The 22,789-nt window shown below is 65.0% G+C and carries 23 protein-coding genes; 15 read left to right on the top strand and 8 right to left on the bottom strand.

Features of this window, described 5'->3' with window-relative positions; translation table 11 throughout:
- The first annotated feature begins 3 nt into the window (after positions 1-3).
- From VIL88_RS06410 to VIL88_RS06400, 3 genes are all read left to right on the top strand, one after another.
- Entirely contained in the window at positions 4-1,647 is a 1,644-nt protein-coding gene (locus tag VIL88_RS06410; RefSeq protein WP_331987090.1) for a lysine--tRNA ligase, read from the top strand.
- Positions 1,648-1,712: 65 nt separating this feature from the next.
- The gene (locus VIL88_RS06405) at positions 1,713-1,940 is read left to right on the top strand and encodes a DUF1902 domain-containing protein (RefSeq protein WP_331987089.1); all 228 of its coding nucleotides are present in this window, start codon (positions 1,713-1,715) and stop codon (positions 1,938-1,940) included.
- 14 nt (positions 1,941-1,954) lie between these two features.
- The gene (locus tag VIL88_RS06400) at positions 1,955-2,137 is read left to right on the top strand and encodes a type II toxin-antitoxin system HicA family toxin (protein WP_331987087.1); all 183 of its coding nucleotides are present in this window, start codon (positions 1,955-1,957) and stop codon (positions 2,135-2,137) included.
- 9 nt (positions 2,138-2,146) lie between these two features.
- Here the strand turns inward: VIL88_RS06400 and VIL88_RS06395 are convergent, their stop codons facing one another.
- Positions 2,147-2,788, bottom strand: a complete 642-nt coding sequence (locus VIL88_RS06395) for a helix-turn-helix transcriptional regulator (RefSeq protein WP_331987086.1) — start codon at positions 2,786-2,788, stop codon at positions 2,147-2,149.
- Positions 2,789-2,922: 134 nt separating this feature from the next.
- Between VIL88_RS06395 and VIL88_RS06390 the strand changes: the two genes are divergently transcribed.
- Both VIL88_RS06390 and VIL88_RS06385 read left to right on the top strand, forming a co-directional pair.
- Positions 2,923-3,279: a DUF952 domain-containing protein gene (locus VIL88_RS06390; protein WP_331987085.1), complete on the top strand. Its 357-nt coding sequence runs from the start codon at positions 2,923-2,925 to the stop codon at positions 3,277-3,279.
- Positions 3,276-4,385: a quinone-dependent dihydroorotate dehydrogenase gene (locus VIL88_RS06385; protein WP_331987083.1), complete on the top strand. Its 1,110-nt coding sequence runs from the start codon at positions 3,276-3,278 to the stop codon at positions 4,383-4,385. The genes VIL88_RS06390 and VIL88_RS06385 overlap by 4 nt, the downstream gene beginning before the upstream one ends.
- Before the next feature lie 16 nt (positions 4,386-4,401).
- Here VIL88_RS06385 and VIL88_RS06380 read toward each other — a convergent pair whose 3' ends face one another.
- On the bottom strand, positions 4,402-5,073 hold the full coding sequence (locus VIL88_RS06380) for a response regulator transcription factor (RefSeq protein ID WP_331987082.1): 672 nt from the start codon (positions 5,071-5,073) through the stop codon (positions 4,402-4,404).
- A gap of 208 nt (positions 5,074-5,281) precedes the next feature.
- Here VIL88_RS06380 and VIL88_RS06375 point away from each other — a divergent pair, with 208 nt between their 5' ends.
- The 3 genes from VIL88_RS06375 (at position 5,282) to VIL88_RS06365 (ending at position 10,616) form a co-directional block, all read left to right on the top strand.
- Positions 5,282-8,785: a peptidoglycan-binding protein gene (locus VIL88_RS06375; protein ID WP_331987080.1), complete on the top strand. Its 3,504-nt coding sequence runs from the start codon at positions 5,282-5,284 to the stop codon at positions 8,783-8,785.
- A gap of 146 nt (positions 8,786-8,931) precedes the next feature.
- On the top strand, positions 8,932-9,858 hold the full coding sequence (locus VIL88_RS06370) for a sulfite exporter TauE/SafE family protein (RefSeq protein WP_331987079.1): 927 nt from the start codon (positions 8,932-8,934) through the stop codon (positions 9,856-9,858).
- Positions 9,855-10,616 (top strand): TIGR02186 family protein, encoded by a 762-nt coding sequence (locus VIL88_RS06365; protein WP_331987077.1) that lies wholly within the window; start codon positions 9,855-9,857, stop codon positions 10,614-10,616. Before VIL88_RS06370 ends, VIL88_RS06365 begins: the two co-directional genes overlap by 4 nt.
- Before the next feature lie 90 nt (positions 10,617-10,706).
- Here the strand turns inward: VIL88_RS06365 and pdeM are convergent, their stop codons facing one another.
- Together pdeM and VIL88_RS06355 are read right to left on the bottom strand one after the other, a co-directional pair.
- Positions 10,707-11,369, bottom strand: coding sequence for a ligase-associated DNA damage response endonuclease PdeM (gene pdeM / locus VIL88_RS06360; protein ID WP_331987076.1), 663 nt, complete (start codon positions 11,367-11,369; stop codon positions 10,707-10,709).
- A 25-nt stretch (positions 11,370-11,394) separates the two neighbouring features.
- Complete coding sequence (locus VIL88_RS06355; RefSeq protein ID WP_331987075.1) at positions 11,395-13,893, bottom strand: ligase-associated DNA damage response DEXH box helicase; 2,499 nt, start codon at positions 13,891-13,893, stop codon at positions 11,395-11,397.
- Between the two features lie 91 nt (positions 13,894-13,984).
- Between VIL88_RS06355 and VIL88_RS06350 the strand changes: the two genes are divergently transcribed.
- Complete coding sequence (locus tag VIL88_RS06350) at positions 13,985-14,275, top strand: DUF6460 domain-containing protein (RefSeq protein ID WP_331987073.1); 291 nt, start codon at positions 13,985-13,987, stop codon at positions 14,273-14,275.
- Positions 14,275-14,949 carry a nucleoside/nucleotide kinase family protein gene (locus VIL88_RS06345; protein ID WP_331987072.1) on the top strand — a complete coding sequence of 225 codons (675 nt, stop codon included), beginning with the start codon at positions 14,275-14,277 and terminating at the stop codon, positions 14,947-14,949. Before VIL88_RS06350 ends, VIL88_RS06345 begins: the two co-directional genes overlap by 1 nt.
- Here the strand turns inward: VIL88_RS06345 and VIL88_RS06340 are convergent.
- Entirely contained in the window at positions 14,946-16,565 is a 1,620-nt protein-coding gene (locus tag VIL88_RS06340; protein ID WP_331987071.1) for a hybrid sensor histidine kinase/response regulator, read from the bottom strand. The genes VIL88_RS06345 and VIL88_RS06340 overlap by 4 nt on opposite strands.
- 135 nt (positions 16,566-16,700) lie before the next feature.
- Here VIL88_RS06340 and mscL point away from each other — a divergent pair, with 135 nt between their 5' ends.
- Both mscL and VIL88_RS06330 read left to right on the top strand, forming a co-directional pair.
- Positions 16,701-17,135: a large conductance mechanosensitive channel protein MscL gene (gene mscL, locus VIL88_RS06335; RefSeq protein WP_331987069.1), complete on the top strand. Its 435-nt coding sequence runs from the start codon at positions 16,701-16,703 to the stop codon at positions 17,133-17,135.
- 222 nt (positions 17,136-17,357) lie between these two features.
- Positions 17,358-17,993 (top strand): response regulator transcription factor, encoded by a 636-nt coding sequence (locus VIL88_RS06330; RefSeq protein ID WP_331987068.1) that lies wholly within the window; start codon positions 17,358-17,360, stop codon positions 17,991-17,993.
- Between the two features lie 18 nt (positions 17,994-18,011).
- Here the strand turns inward: VIL88_RS06330 and hemA are convergent, their stop codons facing one another.
- The gene (gene hemA / locus VIL88_RS06325) at positions 18,012-19,292 is read right to left on the bottom strand and encodes a 5-aminolevulinate synthase (protein ID WP_331987066.1); all 1,281 of its coding nucleotides are present in this window, start codon (positions 19,290-19,292) and stop codon (positions 18,012-18,014) included.
- Between the two features lie 311 nt (positions 19,293-19,603).
- Here hemA and VIL88_RS06320 point away from each other — a divergent pair, with 311 nt between their 5' ends.
- Positions 19,604-20,269, top strand: a complete 666-nt coding sequence (locus VIL88_RS06320) for an OmpA family protein (protein ID WP_331987064.1) — start codon at positions 19,604-19,606, stop codon at positions 20,267-20,269.
- Between the two features lie 136 nt (positions 20,270-20,405).
- Here VIL88_RS06320 and VIL88_RS06315 read toward each other — a convergent pair whose 3' ends face one another.
- On the bottom strand, positions 20,406-20,732 hold the full coding sequence (locus tag VIL88_RS06315; RefSeq protein ID WP_331987063.1) for a hypothetical protein: 327 nt from the start codon (positions 20,730-20,732) through the stop codon (positions 20,406-20,408).
- The gene (locus tag VIL88_RS06310) at positions 20,732-20,989 is read right to left on the bottom strand and encodes a hypothetical protein (protein WP_331987061.1); all 258 of its coding nucleotides are present in this window, start codon (positions 20,987-20,989) and stop codon (positions 20,732-20,734) included. Before VIL88_RS06310 ends, VIL88_RS06315 begins: the two co-directional genes overlap by 1 nt.
- A gap of 151 nt (positions 20,990-21,140) precedes the next feature.
- On the opposite strand from VIL88_RS06310, the gene VIL88_RS06305 reads away from it, so the two are divergent.
- Positions 21,141-21,533 (top strand): PRC-barrel domain-containing protein, encoded by a 393-nt coding sequence (locus tag VIL88_RS06305; protein WP_331987060.1) that lies wholly within the window; start codon positions 21,141-21,143, stop codon positions 21,531-21,533.
- 128 nt (positions 21,534-21,661) lie between these two features.
- On the top strand, positions 21,662-22,789 hold the full coding sequence (locus tag VIL88_RS06300) for an ionic transporter (protein ID WP_331987058.1): 1,128 nt from the start codon (positions 21,662-21,664) through the stop codon (positions 22,787-22,789).

The following is a 22,789-nucleotide window of genomic DNA, read 5'->3' as shown; positions in this document are numbered from 1 at the left end:
CCCTTGTCGCCCGCTCCACTGCCCGAACTTGATCCCGCGTTTTTCGACGCTGCCCAGACTGCCCGCGCCTGGCCGTTCGAGGAAGCCCGCAAACTGGTCAAGCGGCTGGAAAAGTCAGGCAAGGGCGAGGCCCTGTTCGAGACCGGCTATGGCCCCTCGGGCCTGCCCCATATCGGCACCTTCGGCGAAGTGGCCCGCACCACCATGGTGCGCACGGCCTTCCGCCTCCTGACTCGCGACCAGGTGCCGACCCGGCTCATCTGCTTTTCCGACGACCTCGACGGCATGCGCAAGATCCCCGACAACGTGCCCTCCAAGGAGGCCATGGAGCCGCATCTGCAAAAGCCGCTGACCTCGGTGCCCGATCCCTGGACCAACGAGTATCCGAGCTTTGGCGACCACAACAACGCCATGCTGCGCCGTTTCCTCGACACCTTCGGCTTCGATTACGAGTTCGCCAGCGCCACCGACTACTACAAGTCCGGCAAGTTCGACGCGGTCCTCCGGCGCGCCGCCGAGCGCTACGACGATATCATGAATGTGATGCTCCCCACGCTCGGTGCCGAACGGCAGGCCACCTATTCGCCCTTCCTGCCGATCTCCCCCATTTCCGGCCGCGTCCTCTACGTGCCGATGAAGGAAGTCAACGCCAAGGACGGCACGGTTACCTTCGCCGACGAGGACGGCCGCGATACCACCGTGCCGGTCACTGGCGGCCACGTCAAGATGCAGTGGAAGCCCGACTTCGGCATGCGCTGGGCCGCCCTCGGCGTGGACTTCGAGATGTTCGGCAAGGATCACCAGACTAACGCCCCGATCTACGACAAGATCTGCGAAATTCTCGGCGGCAAGGCACCCGAGCACTACGTCTACGAGCTCTTCCTCGATGCCGAGGGTCAGAAGATCTCCAAGAGCAAGGGTAATGGCCTGACCATCGACGAATGGCTGACCTATGCCCCGACCGAGAGTCTGGGGCTGTACATGTTCCAGAAGCCGCGGGTCGCCAAGCGCCTCCATTTCGACGTTATCCCGCGAGCGGTAGACGAATATGCCGCCCATGTCGCCTCGTTCGAGAAGCAGGATGCCGCCGCGCGGGTGGAGAACCCGGCCTTCCATGTCCATTTCGGCAACGTGCCCAAGATCGACATGCCGGTCACCTTTGCGCTCTTGCTCAATCTGGCCACCGCCTCCAATCCCGAGACTCCGGAAGTCATGTGGGGCTATATCTCGGCCTACGCGCCCGGCGTTTCGGCCAAGACCCATCCGCATCTCGACGCGCTAGTCGGCTTTGCCATGCGCTACTTCCGCGATTTCGTGAAGAAGAACTACCGCGCCCCCGACGAGGTCGAACGCGCCGCGCTTCAGAGTCTTTCGGATACTTTCGCCGAACTGCCGGCCGATGCCGGCAGCGAAGCCATCCAGAACGCGGCCCTCGACGTCGCCCGCAATGTCGAGCGCTATCAGGATCACACCAAGCAGGGTCCGCATGGCGGCCCCGGTGTTTCCGTCGAATTCTTCCAGATGCTTTATCAGGTGCTGATCGGTCAGGAACGCGGCCCCCGCTTCGGCTCCTTTGTCGCGCTCTACGGCATTGACAACACCCGCCGGCTGATCGCCGACGCCCTGGCGGGAAAGATGCTGGGCTGAGGCAACTCCTTGCCTCGCTTGGCCCAGCGGCATAGGCTCACCTCCAGCGAAAGAGGACGGGGTCGATGACGCAACGCTTCGTAGTGACGGCCGAGTGGGACGACGAGGCGCGTGTCTGGGTCGCCACCAGCGATGACATTCCCGGCCTCGTCACGGAGGCGGCGACGCTCGACGACCTCTTCGGCCGGGGCGTACAGGTTGCCCCCGAACTGCTCGATGACAACGGCGTGCCGCGGGAGGCAGGCGGAATGGTGGACATCCATATCGTCTCGGATCTGCGCGCGGCCGAATAGATGCTCCGCGGCTTTTGCTCCGCGTCGTCGAGGCTCTGCGCGAAGCCGGCTGCACCTTCAAACGTCAAGGCAAGGGCGACCACGAGATTTGGTATAGCCCGCTGACGGAGCGCACGTTCACTGTCGACAAAGGCAGCCTGTCCCGACACACGGCCAAAGCTGTCATGAAGCAAGCCGGTATCAACCGCCGCTTCTGACCCCGCGCCTCACTGACTCGCCCAGATAATCCGCGCAATCCACTCGATCTGCGACAACTCGAAAATACGCGGCTCATAGGCCGGGTTGATCGAATGAAGCTCGATTTGCTTGCCCGTCTGCCGATGGAGGATCTTGACCATCACTTCACCGCCCGTGGTCTTGACCACCACACGATCTCCGCGCCGCACCTGTTCGGTGGGCGACACCACGATACGGTCGCCCTCGCGATAAAGCGGCTCCATGGAGTCGCCATGCACCTCCAATGCATAGATGCCGTTTTCATTCGGCGAGGGCAGGGACACCTCGTCCCAGCCCTGTCCGGCCGGAAAGCCCGCGCTGTCGAAAAAGCCGCCGACACCCGCTTCCGCCAAGCCCAGCAGCGGCACTGATTGCGGCGCCCGGCTGCGGCCCGTCTGCAGATAGGCGCCCGTTCCAGCCAGGAAGTTGTCGAAGCTGTCGCCCGTTACCTCCAGCACCTTGGAGAGACTTTCGGTCGAGGGCCAGCGCTCCCGCCCGTCCTTGCTGATGCGCTTGGAAACATTGAACGCCGTCGCGTCCAGACCCGCAAGCTTCGCCAGAGCCGAGACCGACAGGCCATGCCGCCGCGCCAGGGCATCGATCCCGTCCCATATAGCTCTGTGTGACAACATGCCGGAGCCTTTGAAAGGAATTCGATCTTAGTTGCAAGAATATAATCCTAACCCTTCTAAACCCCGCTTTCCCCCCTGTAAAGCCCCGTCCCCACGCTTGCCTGCCTTTTGGCCTCCCATTAGGGTCGCCCTCCATGAGCACACCCCATTTCATCTACAAGGTCGCAACCGAAGCCGCCTTCGCGCCCGCGCGATCGGCCACAAGCTTTTCCGGCATGCCCGTCGATGCGAAGGACGGCTACATGCACTTCTCCACGGCCGCCCAGCTAGGCGATACCCTGCGCCTCCATTTCGCCGGTCAGGCCGACCTTGTCTTGCTAGCTGTCCGTACGGTTGATTTGGGTGATCGCCTGGTGTGGGAGCCGTCGCGCGGCGGTGCGCTCTTCCCCCACCTCTATGACGGCCCCTTGCCAGTCGCCGCCATTGCCTGGGAGGCGCCGCTCAGCGTCGCCCCTGATGGCAGCTGCACCTTGCCGGAGGCGGTGCAATGATCTTTTCGCGTCTCTCGCCCCTGCTTCGCATCCCGGCGCTGGCTGACCTCACACGCGACACGCTCTTGCGGATGGATGCCGAAACGGCCCACGGCGCCACCATTGCCGCCCTGCGCATGGGTCTCGCCCCTGAACGGAGCCAGCCGGATGCTCCCGAACTGCGCACCACCATCTGCGGCCTGGACCTTTCCAACCCCGTCGGCATGGCGGCAGGCTTCGACAAGAATGCCGAGGTTGCCCGGCCCTTGGCGCTGATGGGTTTTGGCATGGTGGAGATCGGCACCGTCACGCCGCGGCCCCAGTCGGGCAATCCCAAGCCGCGCCTGTTCCGCATTCCCGAGGCCGGGGGTGTCATAAACCGCATGGGCTTCAACAATGAGGGGCATGACGCCGCCTTCGCCCGCCTCAAGGACCAGCGCGTTCCCGCGGCGCTGGGCGTCAATATCGGCGCCAACAAGGACAGCGAAGACTTCGTCGCCGACTACGTCCTGGGCGTTCAGCGCTTTGCCGATCTTGCCGATTACCTCACCGTCAACGTGTCGTCACCCAACACGCCGGGCCTGCGCAACTTGCAGGCCGACGAGGCGCTACGCCGCCTCCTTGGCGAAGTGCTGGCCGCCCGTGCCAAGGCCAGGACACACGTCCCAGTCTTCCTCAAGATCGCCCCGGACCTCGACGAAGCTTCTCTCGATGCCATTGCCACGGTCGTGCTGGCCACCGACCTCGATGGGCTCATCGTCTCCAATACGACGGTGACGCGCGACGCAGTCGCGGGGCTCGAAAACGCCACCGAAACCGGCGGCCTGTCCGGCAAGCCGCTGTTCACGCTCGCCACGGAGCGGCTGGCGCAGATGCGCCAGCGGGTGGGCGCACTTCCCCTTATTGGCGTCGGCGGCATTCATTCGCCGCAAACGGCACTGGCAAAGATCGAGGCCGGCGCCAATGCCATCCAGCTCTATTCGGCTCTGGTTTTCGGCGGGCTCGATATGCTTGACCGGCTGAAACAGGGTCTGGTCACCGCCATACGTGCACAGGGCAAGCGCAACCTGTCCGATCTGGTCGGCACGAAAACCGCGGATTGGGCTGCGGGCAGGGGCGAGATCTAGCCCGCGAAAGCGACGGCTAGCTCTGCTCCGCGCCGATCGAGAACAGGGCTTCGAACTGCCCGTCCTCGATGCGCGATGCGGCAATCACCGCCTGGGTGCGGCTGTCGACATCGAGCTTCTGCAGGATGGCGGAGACATGCGCCTTGACCGTCGCCTCGGAAATGGTGAGCTCATAGGCGATCTGCTTGTTCATGAGCCCGTCGCTGAGCATCATCAAGACGCGCACCTGCTGCGGCGTCAGCGTCGATAGGCGGCGCATCAGCGCCGTCTGCTCGTCGTCGGCGCCCAGCGTCGTCCCGGCCGGCACGAACACCTCGCCCGAGAGCACTGTCTCGATGGCGCGGCGGATTTCCGTCGGGCCAACAGACTTGTGAAGGTAGCCCGCAGCGCCCAGCTCGAAAGCCCGGCGCACCACCGTATTGTCTTCCACCGCTGAAATGATCATCACCGGGATATCCGGATACTGCGCGCGCAGCAGCAGCAGGCCCGAAAAGCCGCGCACGCCGGGCATGTTGAGGTCCAGCAGCACCAGGTCGCAGTCACGGTCAGCATCGAGCGCCGCGCTCAAGCCGTTGAGATCGCCCGCCTCTTCCACGCTGACCGTGGCGTCGCCGCCCGCCAGCGTCTGCCGCAGCGCGGCGCGAAACAACGGGTGATCGTCAACAATGATGATGCGGCGGCGGGTCATGTAACCACAAGCTCCTCTGGCAGCTTCGATAGGCACAGGCTGCCATCGAGTCGATCACGTCTTTCGTCTAGTCCAGCAGTCTATCCCATGGCTACAATTGCATATTGCAGCAGGACTTAACGGGATCTTTACCATGTTTTCCCAAGGTGGCACGCAAGCCTTCGCTTTGAATCGCGAGGGGTCCGCCGCTCACAACAGGGACTAACCCATGGCCCGCGCCTATCCAATTCCAGACGTATCGGATCTGGCTCCGGAGCCGCAAGCGGGCGAGTGGCATGCCCTACGCGGTGAACTCGTCTCGCTCCTTGATCAGGTCGAAGGCCGGTATGCCGGTGCCGAGCGCGCCGAGCCGGCCTTGAGCGGCATCTCCCGCCGCGTCCGCAACCTGCGTGACCAGGTTGTGGGTCCCGAGCCTGCAGCCCTCCGCCGCGAGGCGCTGCGCACGGTCAAGCGCGCCGTCGACCGCTTCAGCGAACGCGATGACTTCGTGAGCCATGGCGAACGCGATGCGCTGAGCGACGCCATTGCCGAAATCCGCGGGCGCCAGATGTCGAGCTCTGCGGCGGCCCTCGGCCAGCGCGCCGGCGATCAGCCCGAATTCCGTGAGCTCAGCGCCCTGGTGCGCGGGCTCTCCGGCCGTCTTGAACGCCTCGAGGGCGACCTCCACAAGCAGCGCGCCACTAACGGCAGCGTCAGCGAAGTAGCCAGCCAGGTCGAGCAACTGACCCATGTGGTCGAGCTCCTGGCGGGTGCGGTCGGCGAGACCGGCCAGGTCAAGCGCCTCGAAGCGCAGATCGGCGCGCTGGCGGCCCTGATCGAAAGCGGTCCCAAGGTCGACCTGACCTCACTCAACCGCCGCCTCGACGATGTCTCCACCACCGTGGGCAAGCTGGCTGAACTGCAGGCCCAGCAGATGGAGCGCGAAATTGCGCGCGAAGAGCGCGGCCCCGGCAAGTCTGACACCGTCGCGCCCGCCATGCAGGCTATCGAGGCCAGCGTACGCACCGTCTATGATCGCATCGACTCCATCGAGCGTAATGTGGCGCTTTCCTCGGGCGAGTTCGAACGCCTGACCAGCGAAATGGCGGCGTTCACGCAGGTGATGAAGGACAGCAATGTCGCCCCCGATGCGCTGGTCGCCAAGATCGACGACATTGCGAGCCGCATCGGCGGCTTCCAGTCCTCCAACCGTGATGTCGCCGGCCTCAAGCAGGATATCGCCTCCCTGCGCGACGCTATCGTGGCCGGCATGGAGCCGCGCTTCCTGCGCATCGAATCGCAGATCGAGGCGCTGTCCGATCGCATGCCGGCCGACGGCGTGCAGGTCGAGTCGCAGCTCAAGCTCTTGATGCAGCGCATGGATGAGGCCAGCAACCAGCTCAATGGTCTGGCCAAGCTCTATAGCGCCAACCAGTCCGGTCCTGTTGAACTCGAAGCCATGGCGACCCTCGTTGCCGAGCGCACCAGCGATGCCATCACCCGCAAGGCACCGGCTCCGGTCGCCATGTTCGGGCCCGACAGCCTCAAGAGCATCGAGGATCGCATTACCGGCCTTATCAAGTCGGCCGGCAAGACGCCCGACTACGAGTCCCTGGCCGAACTGGTGGCCGAGCGGACGTCCGAAGCCATCGCCAAGTCGGCGCCGCAGGCCTCCTCCGGCGTCAGCGAAGAAAGCATGGGCCACTTCGAAAAGCGCATGACCGCGCTCTTCAACACAGCCGGCAAGGACACTGCCGAGCGCCTGACCCGCCTCGAGGCGGCACTCTCCGAGCGCGCCCGCCCGTCCAACCAGACGGCCGCCCCGCAGCGCGACGAAGGTCCCAACAGCGACCGTTTCGACGCCATGCTCTCGGCCCTGTCTGGCCCACGCTCGCCCGCCAAGAGCGACGCCATGCCGGCCAATCCCGCCGACGACGCGCCGCTGGTTGATCCCGGCTTCCGCAACGAACCGCTGCTCGGACCGGCCCTCCAGGCCAAGGTCGCCGCACGTCCGCCTGTGCGGACCCCTGAGCCGCGCGCAGCCGAGCGTCCGCTCCAGGCTCCGATCTTCGACCCTGCTTCCGTCGAGCGTCCCCCACGCCCACAGTCGAGCTTTGCCTCCGACAGCGATCCCTTCGCGCCACCCCCGGCGTCTGCCGCACCTTCGGTCGAGGCCCCCGCGCCCAGCAATACCAGCACCTTTGTGGCTGCCGCCCGCCGCGCGCAGCGCGCCCGCCAGGAAACGGTCGCCCCCGCCAGCGCTCCAAGCAGCAACTCCCTCATCGGCCGCGCGCTGTCACGCGTCATGCCGGCTACAACCGCCGATGCTGCGGCAACCACCGCCGATGCGCCGCTCGCGCCGCCGGCCAAGCCGGAAAAGGCTGCCAAGCCTGCCAAGCCACCGCGCCAGAAGAAAGACAAGCCGGCCAAGCCCGTCGCCGCCGATGCTCCTGTTGCCGAAGAGGCGACCGAAGCCCGCCCCAGCTTCCTCCGGCGTCACCGGCGCCCGCTGCTCCTCGCCGCAACCTTGGTCGCTGTCTCCATGCTGGCGCTCAACCTGGTGCTCCAGCGCATGGACACCGCCGCCCCGGCGCCGGCCGCAGAAGCCCCGGCCGCTCCGGCTTCAGTCGCCCCCAGCGAAGACGTCTCCCTGGTCCGCCCCGAGGCGCGCATCAGCGACATGATCGATACGACCGCTACCGGCTCCATCGGTTCGCCCGAACCCATGAGCTTCAGCAAGTCGGCCCCGGTCGGTCCCGCCCGCCGCACCATCCTGGCCAGCGCCGCCGCGCCCGCTAGCGCCACCCCCGCCGCTCTGGTGGAGACGCCTGCGGCTGCCGAGCCAGCTGAACTGGCCGCCTCCGCCGAGCCGGAAAAGTTCGACCTTCCCCCTGAAGCCGTCGGTCCCCTCGAGCTCCGCCAGGCCGCAGCCGATGGCGACGCCCGCGCGCAGTTCGAAATCGGGGCCATCTATACCGAAGGCCAGGCCCTGCCGCAGGACTACGCAGAAGCCGGCAAGTGGTACGAGCGCTCCGCCGCCCAAGGCTTTGCCCCGGCACAATACCGTCTCGGCAATCTCTACGAAGCCGGCAACGGCGTCGAAAAGGACCTCGAGGTCGCCAAGCTCTGGTACCAGCGCGCCGCCGAAGCCGGCAACCGCATGGCCATGCACAACCTCGCCGCCCTTTATGCCGGCGGGTCGCTGGGCGAGCAGGAATTCGAGCAGGCCGCCGAATGGTTCGCGCAGGCGGCCGGCAAGGGCATGACCGACTCGCAGTTCAACCTGGGCATGCTCTATGCCCGCGGCCTCGGCGTGGAGCAGGATTTCGCGCAGTCCTATAAATGGTTCGCCCTCGCTGCTGCCAGCGGCGACAAGGACGCCGCCCAGGCACGTGACGACATGGCCAAGTCGCTGACCGCCGAACAGGTGAGCACCGTCTCGGCCGAAGTCGTCGCCTGGAAGCCGGAAACGCTCGATCTCGCCGCCAATTTCGCCCCCCTGGGCAGCTGGTCGCCGAGCTTTGATCCCGGCGCGCCGATCACCACCAGGGAGGTCGTCTCCAAGGTGCAGTTGGTGCTGGGCAAGCTCGGCTTCGATGTCGGCACCGCCGATGGCTTTGCCGGCCCCAAGACGGCCGAAGCCATCAAGGCCTTCGAGCGCGGCACCGGCATGTCAGAGATCGGCGCCATCAATCCGCGCCTCCTTGCGGTGCTCGGCAGCCAGCCCGTCTGACATCGAACTGTCGTTTGACACCCGGACGGGGGAACCATAATCCCCCGTTCAGAGGTTTTGCTGCCGGGCCAGGCCTTTGACCTATTGTTGACGCACACGGTTGTAAGGTCGTGTGCGCTAGTGCTTTTCGTTGAACGGATACGGTCTTGCAGATCTATCTGCCGATCGCTGAAATGTCCGTGAACCTCTTCTTCCTCATCGGGATCGGGGGGGCAGTCGGATTCCTGTCCGGGCTCTTCGGGGTCGGGGGCGGCTTCCTTTTGACTCCGCTCCTGATCTTTTCGGGCGTACCGGCCCCCGTCGCCGTTGCCTCCGTGACCGGCCAGGTGGTGGCCGCCTCCACCTCCGGCGCGCTCGCCCATTACCGCCGCGGCGCCATCGATCTTCACCTTGCGCTCTACCTAGTCCTGTCCGGCATTCTCGGCGCCTTCGGTGGCGTTGCCGCCTTCGATCTTCTGCGGGAAGCGGGCCAGCTCGACCTCGTCATTTCCCTGGGCTTCCTGATCCTTCTCGGCTCCGTCGGCACGCTGATGCTGATCGAATCCACCCGCGCCATCCTCAAGCACCGGCAGGGCGTGGTCGTGCGCGAACGCCTGCCCAACCAGCACAACTGGATCCATGGCCTGCCCATGCGCGTCCGCTTCAAGAAATCCCGTCTCTATATCAGCGTCCTGCCCGTGCTGCTGATCGGCCTCTTCATCGGCTTTGTCGGCTCGCTCCTGGGCATCGGCGGCGGCTTCATCATGGTGCCGGCGCTGGTCTACCTGCTTCGCGTCCCCGGCAATGTGGTGATCGGCACCTCCCTGGCCCAGGTCGTGGCCATGATGGCCGCAACGACCGTCCTTCACGCTGTACAAAGCCAGAGCGTCGATATTCTCCTCGCCTTCTGCCTCATGGTCGGCGGCACGGCGGGAGCGCAGTTCGGCGCCTCGGCCGGCAAATATCTGCGCGGCGAACAGCTGCGTGGCCTGCTGGCCCTCCTGGTGCTCGCCGTCGCCATCCGTTTCGGCCTTTCGCTGGTGATCGCCCCGGCCGATCCCTTCTCCATGGCCGTGGTCGGGGGGCTGCAGTGACGCGCCTCGTCCTCATCCTCGCGCTTGTCCTTGCCTTGGCTGTGCCGGCCCAGGCCGCGCGCCTCCTGTCGCAGCTCTCCAACGACACGGTCGAGATCACCTCGAGCTTCGATGGCGAGCGGATGACCTTTTTCGGCAACATCGTCCCCGATGCCGGCGCCACCGAGAAGACCCTTGAGGGCCCGTTCCATGTGATCGTCGTGGTCATCGGCCCCACGCAGAACCGTGTCGCCCGGCAGATGACCAACAATTTCGGCATCTGGAGCAACACCGCCCAGGTCGAGTTCCTCAATTTCCCGAGCTATTTCCACGTTCTCGCCAGCGGCAGGCTCAACGAGATCACCGACATCACGACCCTGACCACCAACAATATCCTGCCCGAGTCCCACACGCTGGTGGTCGACAGCAACGACTGGTGGCGAGGCGCCGTTTTCGGGCAGCAACTGGTGCGCCTGATGACCGAGCAGGGCCTGTTCGGCGTGCAGGAGAACGGCGTCAACTTCCTCTCCGACAATTTCTACTCGGCACGCCTGACCCTCCCCAGCAACGCCCCGCCCGGGCCCTACTTGGCGCTGACCTATGTCTTCAAGGACGGCCAGATCATCGCCCGCAAGTCCGAAGGCTTCGCCGTGCGCAAGATCGGCTTCGAGCGCTTCCTTGCCCTCTCGGCCACCCAGCAGCCCCTGTTCTATGGCCTGATCTGCGTCGTCCTCGCGCTCTTCACCGGCTGGCTCGGCGGCGTCCTCTTCCGCCGCTAGGGGAACGCCTTCTTCCTTCTCCCCATTGGGGAGAAGGTGGCGCGCAGCGCCGGATGAGGGGGTGCCGGGACGCACTCAGGTGGTGGGAGTTTACCCCCGCACCAGCCGCTTTGGACTGACAGGATAGGTCCGGTCCCGGCCCAGCATGGTCACTTCCAGCGCCGGCCAATGAAACAGCCCGACGAAAGCTTGCGACAGGATGTTGATCGATCCCGTCGACGAACCATAGGCCGGCAGCAGCAACAGCCGGTTGTCATGCACAAAGCACGGCCGCCGCGTCGACCGCCCCTCGATCTGGATATGCGCAGCCGGATGGAGGTGCCCCGCCACCAGCCCCGTCACGCCACGCCGCGGTTCATGGGTGAGGCTCAGCCCGGCCAGTTCCATTTCCGCCAGGCAGGTGCCGCCGATCGCATGCGGCACCGGATCGTGGTTGCCCGAAAGCCAGATGCACTCCACCAGGTCGGTCACTGCGTCGAGCCGCATCCGGTCCGCCGGCGTCAGCAGCGTGCTTGAGTCTTCCCGGTGGAAACTGTCGCCCAGCGACACCAGCCGTTTCGCCCCGGTGCGCCGGAGATCCGCCTCCAGCCGCGCCAGCGTCATCGCCGTATCGTATGGCGGCAGCATCTGCCCGCGCCGGGCAAAGCTCGCCATCTTCTCGAAATGGAGATCGGCCACCAGCAGCGTCTGCTGCGCATGCCAGTAGAGGCCGCCAGAGGGAAGGGGTTCGAAATTGTGTCCGGCAAAGCGCAAGATCGGCGTCTCCGTGATCTCGGCTCTAGATAATGTCTGGCCCAACCTTGCCCAGCGCTTCCCGCATCAATTCATCGGCAGCGTCCGCCATAGCTGATTCGCGCCCTTCGCCAAAAATCGGCTCCCGTCCGATATCGAGGAGGATCGGCACGGCCAGCGGCGACACCCGCTCCAGCGGCTTGTGGACGATATGGCTGCGAATGCGCCGCAGCATGTCGCCCAAACGCCCGATATCAAGCAGCCCGCGCGCCGCATCCCGCCGCGTCGCCTGGATCAGGATGTGGTCCGGCTCGTGCTGGTAAAGGACGTCGTAGATCAGGTCTGAACTCATCGTGATCTGCCGCCCGGTCTTCTCCTTGCCCGGATGGCGCCGCTCGATCAGCCCCGAAATGATCGCGCAATTGCGGAAAGTCCGCTTCATCAGCGCCGATTCATCCAGCCAGTCTTCGAGGTCCTCGCCCAGCATGTCTTCTGAAAAGAGCTCGTCCAGCGATAACCGTCCGGTGCGGATCAGCGCCGAAAGGTCGCCCAGCCCCCAGATGGCGAGGGCATATTCCGACGCGACGAAGCCGAGTGGCCGCGCCCGCGCCCGTTCCAGCCGCCGCGTCAGCAACATGCCCAGCGTCTGGTGCGCCAGCCGGCCCTCGAAGGGGTAGCACACCATGTAGTTCTGCGTGCCGCGCGGAAAGGTCTCGACCAGGAGGCTATCGCGCCGCGGCAGCACCGAGACGTCGCGTTGCAATCGCAGCCAGTCGCTCACCTGGTCGGGCAGCACGCGCCAGTCTTCGGGCGAATCCAGCAGCCGCCGCACCCGCTCGGCAAGATAGGTCGAAAGGGGAAACTTGCCGCCCATATAGCTGGGAATCTTGGGGTTGGCCGATTGGGCGCGGCTTACATAGGCCTCGTTGTCCTTCATCCCCTCGAAGGCCACGATTTCCCCGCCGAACATAAAGGTATCGCCGATGAGAAGCGTGCCGAAGAAATACTCCTCCATCTCGCCCAGGACCCGCCCACCAGCCCCCACCGGCGTCTGCGCCCCTTTCTTGAGCCCGCGCGTGCGGATCAGGCGCACCTTGACCATGGGCTCTTCGACGATCGTGCCGATATTGAGCCGATATTGCTGCGCCACCTGTGGGTTGGCCACCCGCCAGAGCCCATCCTCGGTGCGCTTCAGCCGTGCATAGCGCTCATAGGCCTGGAGCGCGTAGCCGCCCGTGGCGACGAACTCCACCACCCGGTCGAACTGCCGCCGTTCGAGGTCCCGATAGGGCCAGGCATGCCGCACCTCGGCATATAGCTCGTCGGCGTCGAAGGGCGCGGCACAGGCCATGCCCAGCACATGCTGCGCCAGGACGTCATAGCCGCCATTGACCGGGTCCTCGCTGTCCTGGTGCCGCTCCGCCACCGCTTCCAACGCCGCCTCGCATTCGAGCACCTCGAAGCGGTTGGAAGGCACCAATAAAGCCTTGGAGGGCTCGTCCAGCCGGTGATTGGCGCGGCCGATGCGCTGCAGCATGCGCGACGACCCCTTGGGCGCCCCCACCTGCACCACCAGGTCCACATCCCCCCAGTCGATGCCAAGGTCGAGCGTCGAGGTACACACCACCGCCTTGAGCTCGCCGGCAACCATGGCGCCCTCGACCTTGCGCCGCTGCTCCACCGACAGCGAGCCGTGGTGCAGCGCGATGGGCAGCATGTCCTCGTTGACCGCCCACAGCCCCTGGAACAGCATTTCCGCCTGCGACCGCGTATTGACGAACAGCAGTGTTGTCCTGTGCTGCTTGATCACCTGGTAGAGCTCGTGATGTGCGTAATTGGCCGAGTGCCCGGCCCAGGGCAGCCGCTCTTCGGTTTCGAGGATTTCGAGCACCGGCGGCGCCCCGCCATTCATCGTCAGCAGATGCGTCTCGCGCTCCGGCACGGGCTGCGCGATCCACTCCCGCAGGAGGTCCGGCCGCGCGACGGTGGCGCTGAGCGCCGTGATCTGCAGTTGGGGCGCCAGCCGCGCGATCCGCGCCAAGGCCAGCGACAGCAGCTCACCGCGCTTGGACGTCACCAGCGCATGCAGCTCGTCGAGCACGATGCGTTTGAGCGAGCCGAAAAACACGTCCGCATGCGGGTGGCTGATCAGGAGGCAGAGCTGCTCGGGTGTCGTCAGCAGCACATGCGGGGGCTTGGAGCGCTGCCGCGTCCTTTTGCTCCCCGGCGTATCCCCGGTCCGCGTCTCCGCCGAAATCCGCAGGCCCATTTCGAGAATCGGCGCATTGAGGTTGCGCTGCACGTCCACCGCCAGGGCCTTGAGCGGCGAGATATAGAGCGTGTGGAGGCCGTCGAACTCGGCATCCGCCAGATCCACCAGCGTCGGCAGGAAGCCCGCCAGCGTCTTCCCTGCGCCCGTCGGCGCAATCAGCAGCGCCGAGGCGCCGCTCTGCCAGCTCGCCAACACATCCAGCTGATGCTGCCGCGGCGCCCAGCCCTTGCGCGCAAACCAGTCGGCGATGACGGGCGGGAGGTCAGTGGTCAACCGTGGCACGACACAAAAGAGGCAAGGCACACCTTCTTCAAATCACAATCCACCCTATATGATCGCGCAAGACCACAACAGGGAGGCCTGCATGACCGAACAATATCCGGGCGACACGCGCCGTTCCCCCGTCGAGCGCTTCTTTGGCGGTCACCCGTTTAATGTGGTGCTGAAGCTCGCCTTCGTCTCCCTGCTTGTGGGCTTTGCCATGAGCGTCTTCGGCGTCAACGTCGAGAGCCTGGTTCACGGCATCATCTCGCTGCTGCGCGAAGCGCTGCGCGACGGGACCGGCCTCTTCCGCGATCTGGCCTTCTATATCGTCACCGGCGCCACGCTTGTCGTGCCCATCTGGCTGCTGCTCCGCCTCCGCCGGAGGCGCTGATGACCACCGAACATATCCGCCTGACGCCCGAGCAGGCGCTGTCGCGGCTCGTTCCGCAGATCCTCGATTTCGCCAGCAAGGCGCACGGCCAGCGCATCGCCGTCGGTCTTGCCGGCGGGCCGGGCAGCGGCAAGTCCACCCTGGCCGCCGAACTGGTGAACCTCCTCGGCGCCACCCATCCCGGCATTGCCGCCGTCGTGCCCATGGATGGCTTTCACATCAAGCACCACAAGCTCGAAGCCATGGGGCAGGTCGACTACAAGGGCGCGCCCCACACCTTCGAGGGCGCCGAGTTTGTGAGCTTCCTCCACCATCTCAAGCGCGCCACCGAGCCGGTCAGCGGCCCCGGCTATTCCCGCAAGATCGAGGACACGGTGGACAATGCCTTCACGGTCCAGCCCGAGGTCCGCATCCTCGTCGTGGAGGGCAACTACCTGCTGCTGACCGACGGCCCCTGGGCCGGCGTCAAGCCCTTGCTCGATTACGCCATCTTCCTCGACGTGCCGCGGGGCCTCGTCGAAACCCGCCTCCTCAAGCGCCACGCCGCCGAAGGCCTCTTCACCGAGGAACGCAACCGCGCCCATATCGAGCGCAACGACCTGCCCAATTACGACCTGGTCTCCCGCTCGCAAGACCGCGCCGACCTGGTGATCAGCTTGGACGTCGCCAGCTAACCCACCCGCTTGATCGGACTGCGGCTCTGGTTGGCGAGCCCCGTAATCGTCGCCCGCAGCGCGGCTGGCTTCACCGGCTTGGTGACGACCGCAATGCCGCGATCCTCTGCCAGCGCCCGCACCGCCGGGCTGCGATCGGCCGTTACCAGCGCCGCTGGCAAGTGTCCCCCCACATTGTGCCGCAGCCATTCGATGGCATCGAGCCCCGAAGTCTGGTCGAGATGGTAGTCCATCAGCACCAGGTCGGGATACCAACCTTCCAGCAGCCGCTCTCGGTCGATCTGTTTGAGCGACAGCGCGCTGCGCACATCGCACCCCCAGTGCCGCAAGAGGCCTTCCATGGCCTCTATGATGGCCGCCTCGTTGTCTACGCAGAGGATCTTGAGCCCCTGCATGCCGAAATTCGCCTCGCTGGGCGCTGAAGGCGCTTCCGCCGCTGCCCGCACCGTGCGTGTTGCCGGCAGGAACAGCGAGAACCGCGAACCGCGCCCCTCCTTGCTGTCGAGCTCCAGGGTCAGCCCATGCCCCGCCACCAGGCGCTGCACAATGGAAAGCCCCAGGCCCAGGCCCTGCGCCATGCGCGCACCGCGCTCCAGTCGCGAGAACTCCACGAACAGGAGCCGCTGCTGGTCCTTGTTGAAGCCGATGCCGGTGTCGATCACATCCAGCCGCATCCGGTTGCCGCGCTTGCGCAGCCCCACCAGCACCTTGCCACCCGGCTGGGTATACTTGATCGCGTTGGACACCAGGTTTTGCACGATACGCCCCACCACCGCCCGGTCCACCAGCACCGTGGCGTTACTGGCCTTGATACGCAGCGAAATGTGGCGCTCCCGCGCCAGCGGGCCGAACTCCACCTCGATCTTCTTAAGGAGGTCGCGTACGGCGACGGCCGTGGGAACGGGTTTGAGCGCCCCGCTGTCGATGCGCGAAATGTCGAGCAGCGCTCCCATGATGTCCTCCACCGCGGTCAGTGACGCCTCGATGGAGTTGGCGAGGTCCGCAAGGCTGGTGGATTTGGCGCGCTCGATCAGCGTGGACGTATAGAGCCGCGCCGCGTTGAGCGGCTGCAAGAGGTCATGACTAGCCGCCGCGAGGAACCGGGTCTTGTCATGGTTGGCCGCGTCCGCCTTGGCGCGGGCGCTTTCGAGCTCGAGATTGAGCCGCGTCAGCGCCGCCATGCGCTCCTGCACACGCGCTTCCAGCGACTGCTTGGCTTCCTCGATCGCCTGTTCGGCGCGCAACCGGTCGGTGACATCGGTACAGCTGACGACCAATCCCCCGTCCGGCAGGCGGCTCGAATGAAATTCCAGCGCCTGCCCGCCGCTTCCTTTGCGCTCCGTTACCGAAACCGGCAGCGCCGTCAGCTGGTTGATGCGCTCGATGGCGAGCCGCGCCGCATCGCCCGGGCCCAGGTCGCCGCGATCGGCCAGAAACAGCGCCATGTCGAAAAGCGGCGTCCCGGCCCGCATCAGCTCATCGGGCATGCCGAGGAGCCTCTGGTAGGGCTGGTTGGAGCTTAGCAGCCGCAGGCTCGCGTCGAACACCGCGATGCCTTGCGGCACAAAGTCGAGCGCTTCGCCCATCCTGGCAGCATCCCAGCTAGGGGCAGACATGACAGATTTCCGAAAAGATTGCAGTGGGGGCGACTATCGGCCCGGCGGGAGGAGGGCGCAAGGCCTACTCATGGCCCATTGCCATTGCCGGAATGCGAGGTTCTTGCTACGGCTCAGAAAGCAAGGGAGGGCACCATGTTCAAGGAATTCCGCGATTTCGCCATCAAGGGCAACATGATCGATCTCGCGATCGGCGTGATCATCGGAGCCGCCTTCGGCGCCATCGTCTCCTCCATTGTCGACGACATCTTCATGCCGCTGATCGGCCTCCTGATCGGCGGCATCGACTTCTCGAACCTCTTTGTCGTTCTGTCTAATCCAGAGAATGTTCCCGTACCCTCGGTGGCGGCGGCCAAGGCTGCCGGCGTCGCCACGCTCAATATCGGCTTGTTCATCAATGCCGTGGTGAAGTTCACCATCATCGCCTTCGTGCTGTTCCTCCTGGTCAAGGGCATAAACCGGCTGAAGCGCCAGGCTGCCAAGGAGCCCGCTGCCACCACGCCCGCGCCCAGCCGCGAAGAAGTGCTGCTCACCGAAATCCGCGATGCCCTGCGCGGCACGCGCAACTAATTTCTAGGAACATATTCCCTTGACGTGCTGTTGTCTGGGTATGTATGCCTAGATGCATACGTATTGGCTCGTACGTACAAACCGTGTCGGTGGGCAGGAACACTTAGCGCAAACTTGCCTAGTTAATTCCAGGCTACTTACGCAATCCATTTAGCAGGACAAGACCTGAGCGAAATACATCGGTAGTTTGATTTGAGCGAGACTTGCCAGGGGGTGGGCAATATGAACGACGACTTCTACTATCATTCCTTTATGAACCGGGACCGGCTGATCCACATCGTGGATGCCGACATCGCCACCTGCGAGTCCCTGAGCGTGCTGTTCCGGCTGGAAGGCTTCCAGACGACCTTTTCCATCGATGCCGAGCAGTTCGCCATCAATCTCGACCGGCGCCGGCCAGACGTCTTCGTGATCAACATGCGCGTCGGTGAGGAGAACGGCCTCTCGCTGCTCCGGCGCGCCAAGGCGATCCGCGCGAGCATGCCGGTCTTCATGCTCACCGAGGAGCCGCAGATCGCTGCCGCCGTGACGGCCATGAAGCTGGGCGCCACCGACGTCCTCTCCAAGCCGATCGATACCGAATATCTGCTGACCGTCCTGCGTGACGCGCTCCGGGTCGATGCCGGCATGGGCATGATGCAGTCCGGGCGCCGGCAGGTGGAGGTGCGGGGCTTTGCCCAGCTCACGCCGCGCGAACGCCAGGTGCTGCAGCTCATCACCAACGGCCAGTCCAACAAGGAGGCCGGCCGCGAACTCGGCATTTCGCCGCGCACCATCGAGGTGCATCGCGCCCGCGTCATGGAAAAGCTCGGTGCCCGCAACACCGCGGACCTGATGCGCATCGTGCTGGCGGGCTGAACCCGCCAGCAAATTCCCCTAGCCGCCGATGGTGGGCAGGGTGAGGTCGCCCGAGGTCAGCTTGCTGGCGGTGATCTTGGCATCCGCCGCCTCGCGCGGCAGTTCCAGGCTGGTCCACACGCTCACCAGCGCATGGCGCAGCGCAAAGATCATCTCGTCGCTGTGGAGTGGCGTCGGTGTGATGCGCAGCCGCTCGGTGCCCTTGGGCACGGTGGGGTAGTTGATCGGCTGGATATAGATATTGTGCTTGTCCAGCAGCATGTCGCTGGCGGCCTTCACGGCCCGCGCATCACCCACGATCAGCGGCACGATATGGGTGTCGGTCTCCATCACCGGCAGGCCTGCATCGGCGAGGATCGCCTTGGTCAGGCGCGCCTGGCGCTGATGCATCATGCGCTCGTGGCTCGAGCTCTTGAGGTGCTCGATCGAGGCGCGCGCCGCGGCGCACAGCGCCGGGGGCAGGGAGGTGGTGAAGATGAATTCGGGCGCATAGGATCGCACCGCGTCGATGATGGCGCGGTTGGCGGTGATATAGCCGCCCATCGTGCCAAAGCCCTTGGCGAGCGTGCCCTCGATGATGTCGATCCGGTCCATCAGCCCGTCGCGCTCGGCAATGCCGCCGCCGCGCGCGCCATACATGCCCACCGCATGCACTTCGTCGATATAGGTCAGCGCGCCGAATTCCTCGGCCAGGTCGCAAATCTCCTTGATCGGCGCGACGTCGCCGTCCATCGAATAGACCGACTCAAAGCAGATGAGCTTGGGCCGCTTGCGATCCACCGCGGCCAGGAGGTCGCGCAGATGCGCCACGTCGTTGTGGCGGAAGATTTTCTTTTCCATGCCCGACTGGCGCACGCCCTGGATCATCGAGGCGTGGTTGAGCTGGTCCGAAAAGATGATGCAGTCCGGCAGGAGCCGCGCAATGGTGGCGATCGCCGCCTCGTTGGACACAAAGCCCGAGGTAAAGACCAGCGCGCCTTCCTTGCGGTGAAGGTCGGCGAGCGAACGCTCGAGCTCGACCAGCGGGCGGTTGGTGCCCGAAATGTTGCGCGTGCCGCCCGATCCCACGCCGAGCTTGCCGGCGGTCTCCTGCATCGCGCCGACGACCTTGGCATGCTGGCCCATGCCCAAATAGTCGTTGGAGCACCAGATGGTGATCTCGCGCTGGTTGTCGGCGTCGTCGCGATAGATGGCCTTGGGGAACTGGCCGGCGATGCGTTCAAGGTCGGCAAAGACGCGATAGCGCTTCTCAGCCCGCAGCGTATCAACTGCATCCTCGAATATGCCGCGGTAATCCATGGAACGGTCCTCTTTGCCTGCATCGTCAACCCGGCAGGCGGCGAACAAGCCATAACTAGGTCTGCGCCCGGGGCATTGATATAGGTCAATTCGACGCGCGCATGGTGTGCTCAGGCATCTTCGCGCGGGGACACGAAGACCAGGAACATGAGAGTCATTCTAAAGTGTGCTTCGGCTCCTGCCAATGCGGCATCCTGCGCATTTTTCGATATTTGCGCGGGCATTCATCTGATGTTCAGGGTGGATGCGTCACCACCATGCTGCCGTATTTGCTCCTCACACACGCCACCATCTTCTCTCGGGGTATATCGATGAAGTCCAAGATTCTGGTTGCGCTTGCAGCGACCCTGGCGCTCAGCGCCTGCACCACCACCAATCCCTATACCGGCGAAAGCCAGCTCTCCAACACGGCCGGCGGCAGCCTGATCGGCGTCGGCGGCGGCGCCGTTGCCGGCGCGCTTGTCGGCGCAGCCGTGGGCGGTGACCCGCGCGTCGGTGCCCTGATCGGCGCTGGTGTCGGCGGCCTCACCGGCGCAGCCATCGGTTCCTACATGGACCAGCAGGAAGCCGAGCTGCGCGCTCAGCTCCAGGGCACGGGCGTATCCGTGACCCGCGTGGGTCAGAACATCATCCTCAATATGCCGTCCAACATCACCTTTGCGACCGACCAGTCGACGGTGCAGCCGGCCTTCAACTCGACGCTGGTTTCCGTCGCGCTGGTGCTCAAGAAGTTCGACAAGTCCATCGTCGACGTCTACGGCCACACCGACAGCGAAGGCGATGATGCGTACAATCTCGCCCTGTCGCAGCGCCGCGCCGTTTCCGTTGCGACGATCCTGGCCAACCAGGGCATCGACCAGCGCCGCTTCTACATTGAAGGCAAGGGCGAAACCTCGCCCATCGCCTCCAACGCCACCGAAGCCGGGCGCGCCCAGAACCGCCGCGTCGAAATCCAGATCGCGCCCATCAACGGCTGATCGGTCTTCAAGCATCAAGAAAGGCGCGTCCACAGGGGCGCGCCTTTTCGTTTGGGAGGGGGCTAGCGACCATAGTGCCACCACCCCGATCTTCCCCTCCCCTTCAGGGGGAGGTTGGGAGGGGCGGGCCGTCAGTCTAAGGCGTCGCCGGCTGCTGGACCGGCACTGCCGGATCAGTCGCTGGCGCCACCACGCTCTCGGAAACCGGTGTCCCCGACTGCACATCCGTCGCTGGAGCGCCCTGGAACATCTGCAGGAGGAACAGGACGGCGATCACGATGGCGAGCCCGACAAGGCCATAGAGCCACCAGTTGGTCGGCCCGGTGGCGCCCACCGTCGCATCATGTTCGTCGGCTACGCGAATGGTGGAGCCATTGGGCACATCGACCCGCGATCCATTCTCGTCGATGAGGTTGTCGACGCTGGCAACGGCCGGCGCCGGGCGGTCGGGCGTGGTGGCCATCAGAAATCTCCCTTGAGCACGGTTTCGGTGCCGACGCCGTCCTGCACGCCCTGGCGCACTTCGGCGATGGCCTGGTCGATCTCTTCGGCCTCGAAGCCCATGTCGCGCCCGTCCTCGCCGGCCGCAGTCGCATCGGCTTTGAGCTGGTTGAGCAGGTCGAGCTTTTCCTTGGCGGTGAACAGGCTGTTATGGGCAATCCCCATTGGGGTGATCTTGTCATCCCCGCCCATGCGGTCGCGCAGGCTATCGAAAATCATGGCGCGTCTCCTTGTTTGGGTCGCAGACCCTTCACTTTGGAAATGCGGCGCAAGCCTCCCGAGTTCCGCCAGTGCGGGGGTTCCCAACCGCCACAAGGGAACTCGTTTTGCCGGCCTCACGTTGATTCCGCACATCTGAAAGGAGCTGAAAATGGCTTTTGATGACATGCGCAGCACCGATCCCGGCGCCAGGGAAACCCATGACCTGATCGCGTCCGACAAGGTCGAGGGCACCAGGGTCTACGATCCCAGCGGCGAGCATATTGGCTCGATCGAGCGCATCCTGATCGAAAAGCGCAGCGGCAAGGTCTCCTATGCCGTCCTGAGCTTTGGCGGCTTCATGGGCATCGGCCACGAGCACTATCCGCTGCCCTGGTCCAAGCTCAACTACGACGAGACGCTGGGCGGCTATCGGGTGGATGTCAGCAAGGAACAGCTCGAAGGCGCGCCGCGCTACGATCATCGCAACGACGATGACTTCTGGACCGCCGATAACGGCCGCCGCATCTACGACTACTACGGCATCGCCCCCTACTGGATCTAGAACACCAGCACCGTTCCCTCCGACCGGCGTCCGCAAGGGCGCCGGTTTTTTGTAGCAAACGGAACTGCGTTTCCGCAGTCGCTTCTCCTTGTGATCGGCTATAGATCGTCCCGATCAGGGAGGGGTACATGGCTCAGTCACTCGGCACATCACACGGCGCAGCACGGCTATGGACGCCCTCCGTCCTCGTCCCCGTTGCGGCGCTGGCTCTGGGCGTGCTGCTGAGCCTCACCCGCGGTCCCGTCGAACATCTGCCCATGCCGCTGCAGGCGGCGATCTCCATTTTCGTCCTGGGCTTCGTGTTCTGGTGCGTCTTCGTGGTCCTGGGCCATGCCGAAGCTGTGGCGCATCGCGTCGGCGAACCCTTCGGCACCCTGGTGCTCACCCTCGCCGTCACCGCCATCGAAGCCTCGGTCATCGTCTCTGTCATGCTGCATGGCGAGCCCAACCCGACCATTGCCCGCGAATCGGTCTTTTCCACCGTGATGATCGTCTGCGGCGGCGTTCTGGGCCTGAGCCTCCTTCTGGGCGGCTGGCGTCACCAGAACCAGGCTCACAAGCAGCAGGCCACCAGTTCCCTTCTCTCCGTCGTGGTCGCCCTCGCCGTCATCACCCTGATCCTGCCCAACTTCACCCTGGCGCCCCATCACGGCGCCTATTCCACCCTGCAGCTGGTATTCGTCAGCACCATGTGCCTGCTGCTTTATGGCAGCTTCGTCTTCGCGCAGCTGACGCGCCACCGTGCCGACTTCCTCGACGATCAGCCGGCCGTGGAGCGGGCGCATGCCGCACCCCACGGCAACCTGCTCCGCAGTCTGGCGCTGCTCGCAATCGGCCTCATCGGCATCGTGCTCCTTGCCGAAAGCGTGGCGGCAAGCCTCGAGAAGGGCCTCCATGCCCTGCAGCTCCCGCAGACCGACGCCATTGTCGGCGCCTTTATCGCCACCCTGGTGCTCCTGCCCGAAACCATCGCCGCCGTCCGCGCGGCCATGCGCAACCAGCTTCAGCAGGCGCTCAACACCGCCCTCGGCTCAGCCTGCGCCACCATCGGCCTCACCATTCCGGTCGTGGCCGCCGCCAGCATGATCATGGGCCACGAACTGACCCTGGGCCTGGGCCCCGGCGACAGCGTCCTGCTGTTCCTGGCGCTCGGCGTCAGCACGTTGAGCTTCAGCACCGGCCGCACCACCGTCGTAACCGGCCTCGTCCACCTCGTGGTGTTCCTCGCCTTCCTCTTGCTGATCGCCGTGCCCTGA

Origin of the sequence: Devosia sp. (assembly GCF_036563435.1) — a bacterium.
Taxonomy (GTDB): Bacteria; Pseudomonadota; Alphaproteobacteria; order Rhizobiales; family Devosiaceae; genus Devosia.
This window is presented reverse-complemented; position numbering and strand designations above follow the sequence as displayed.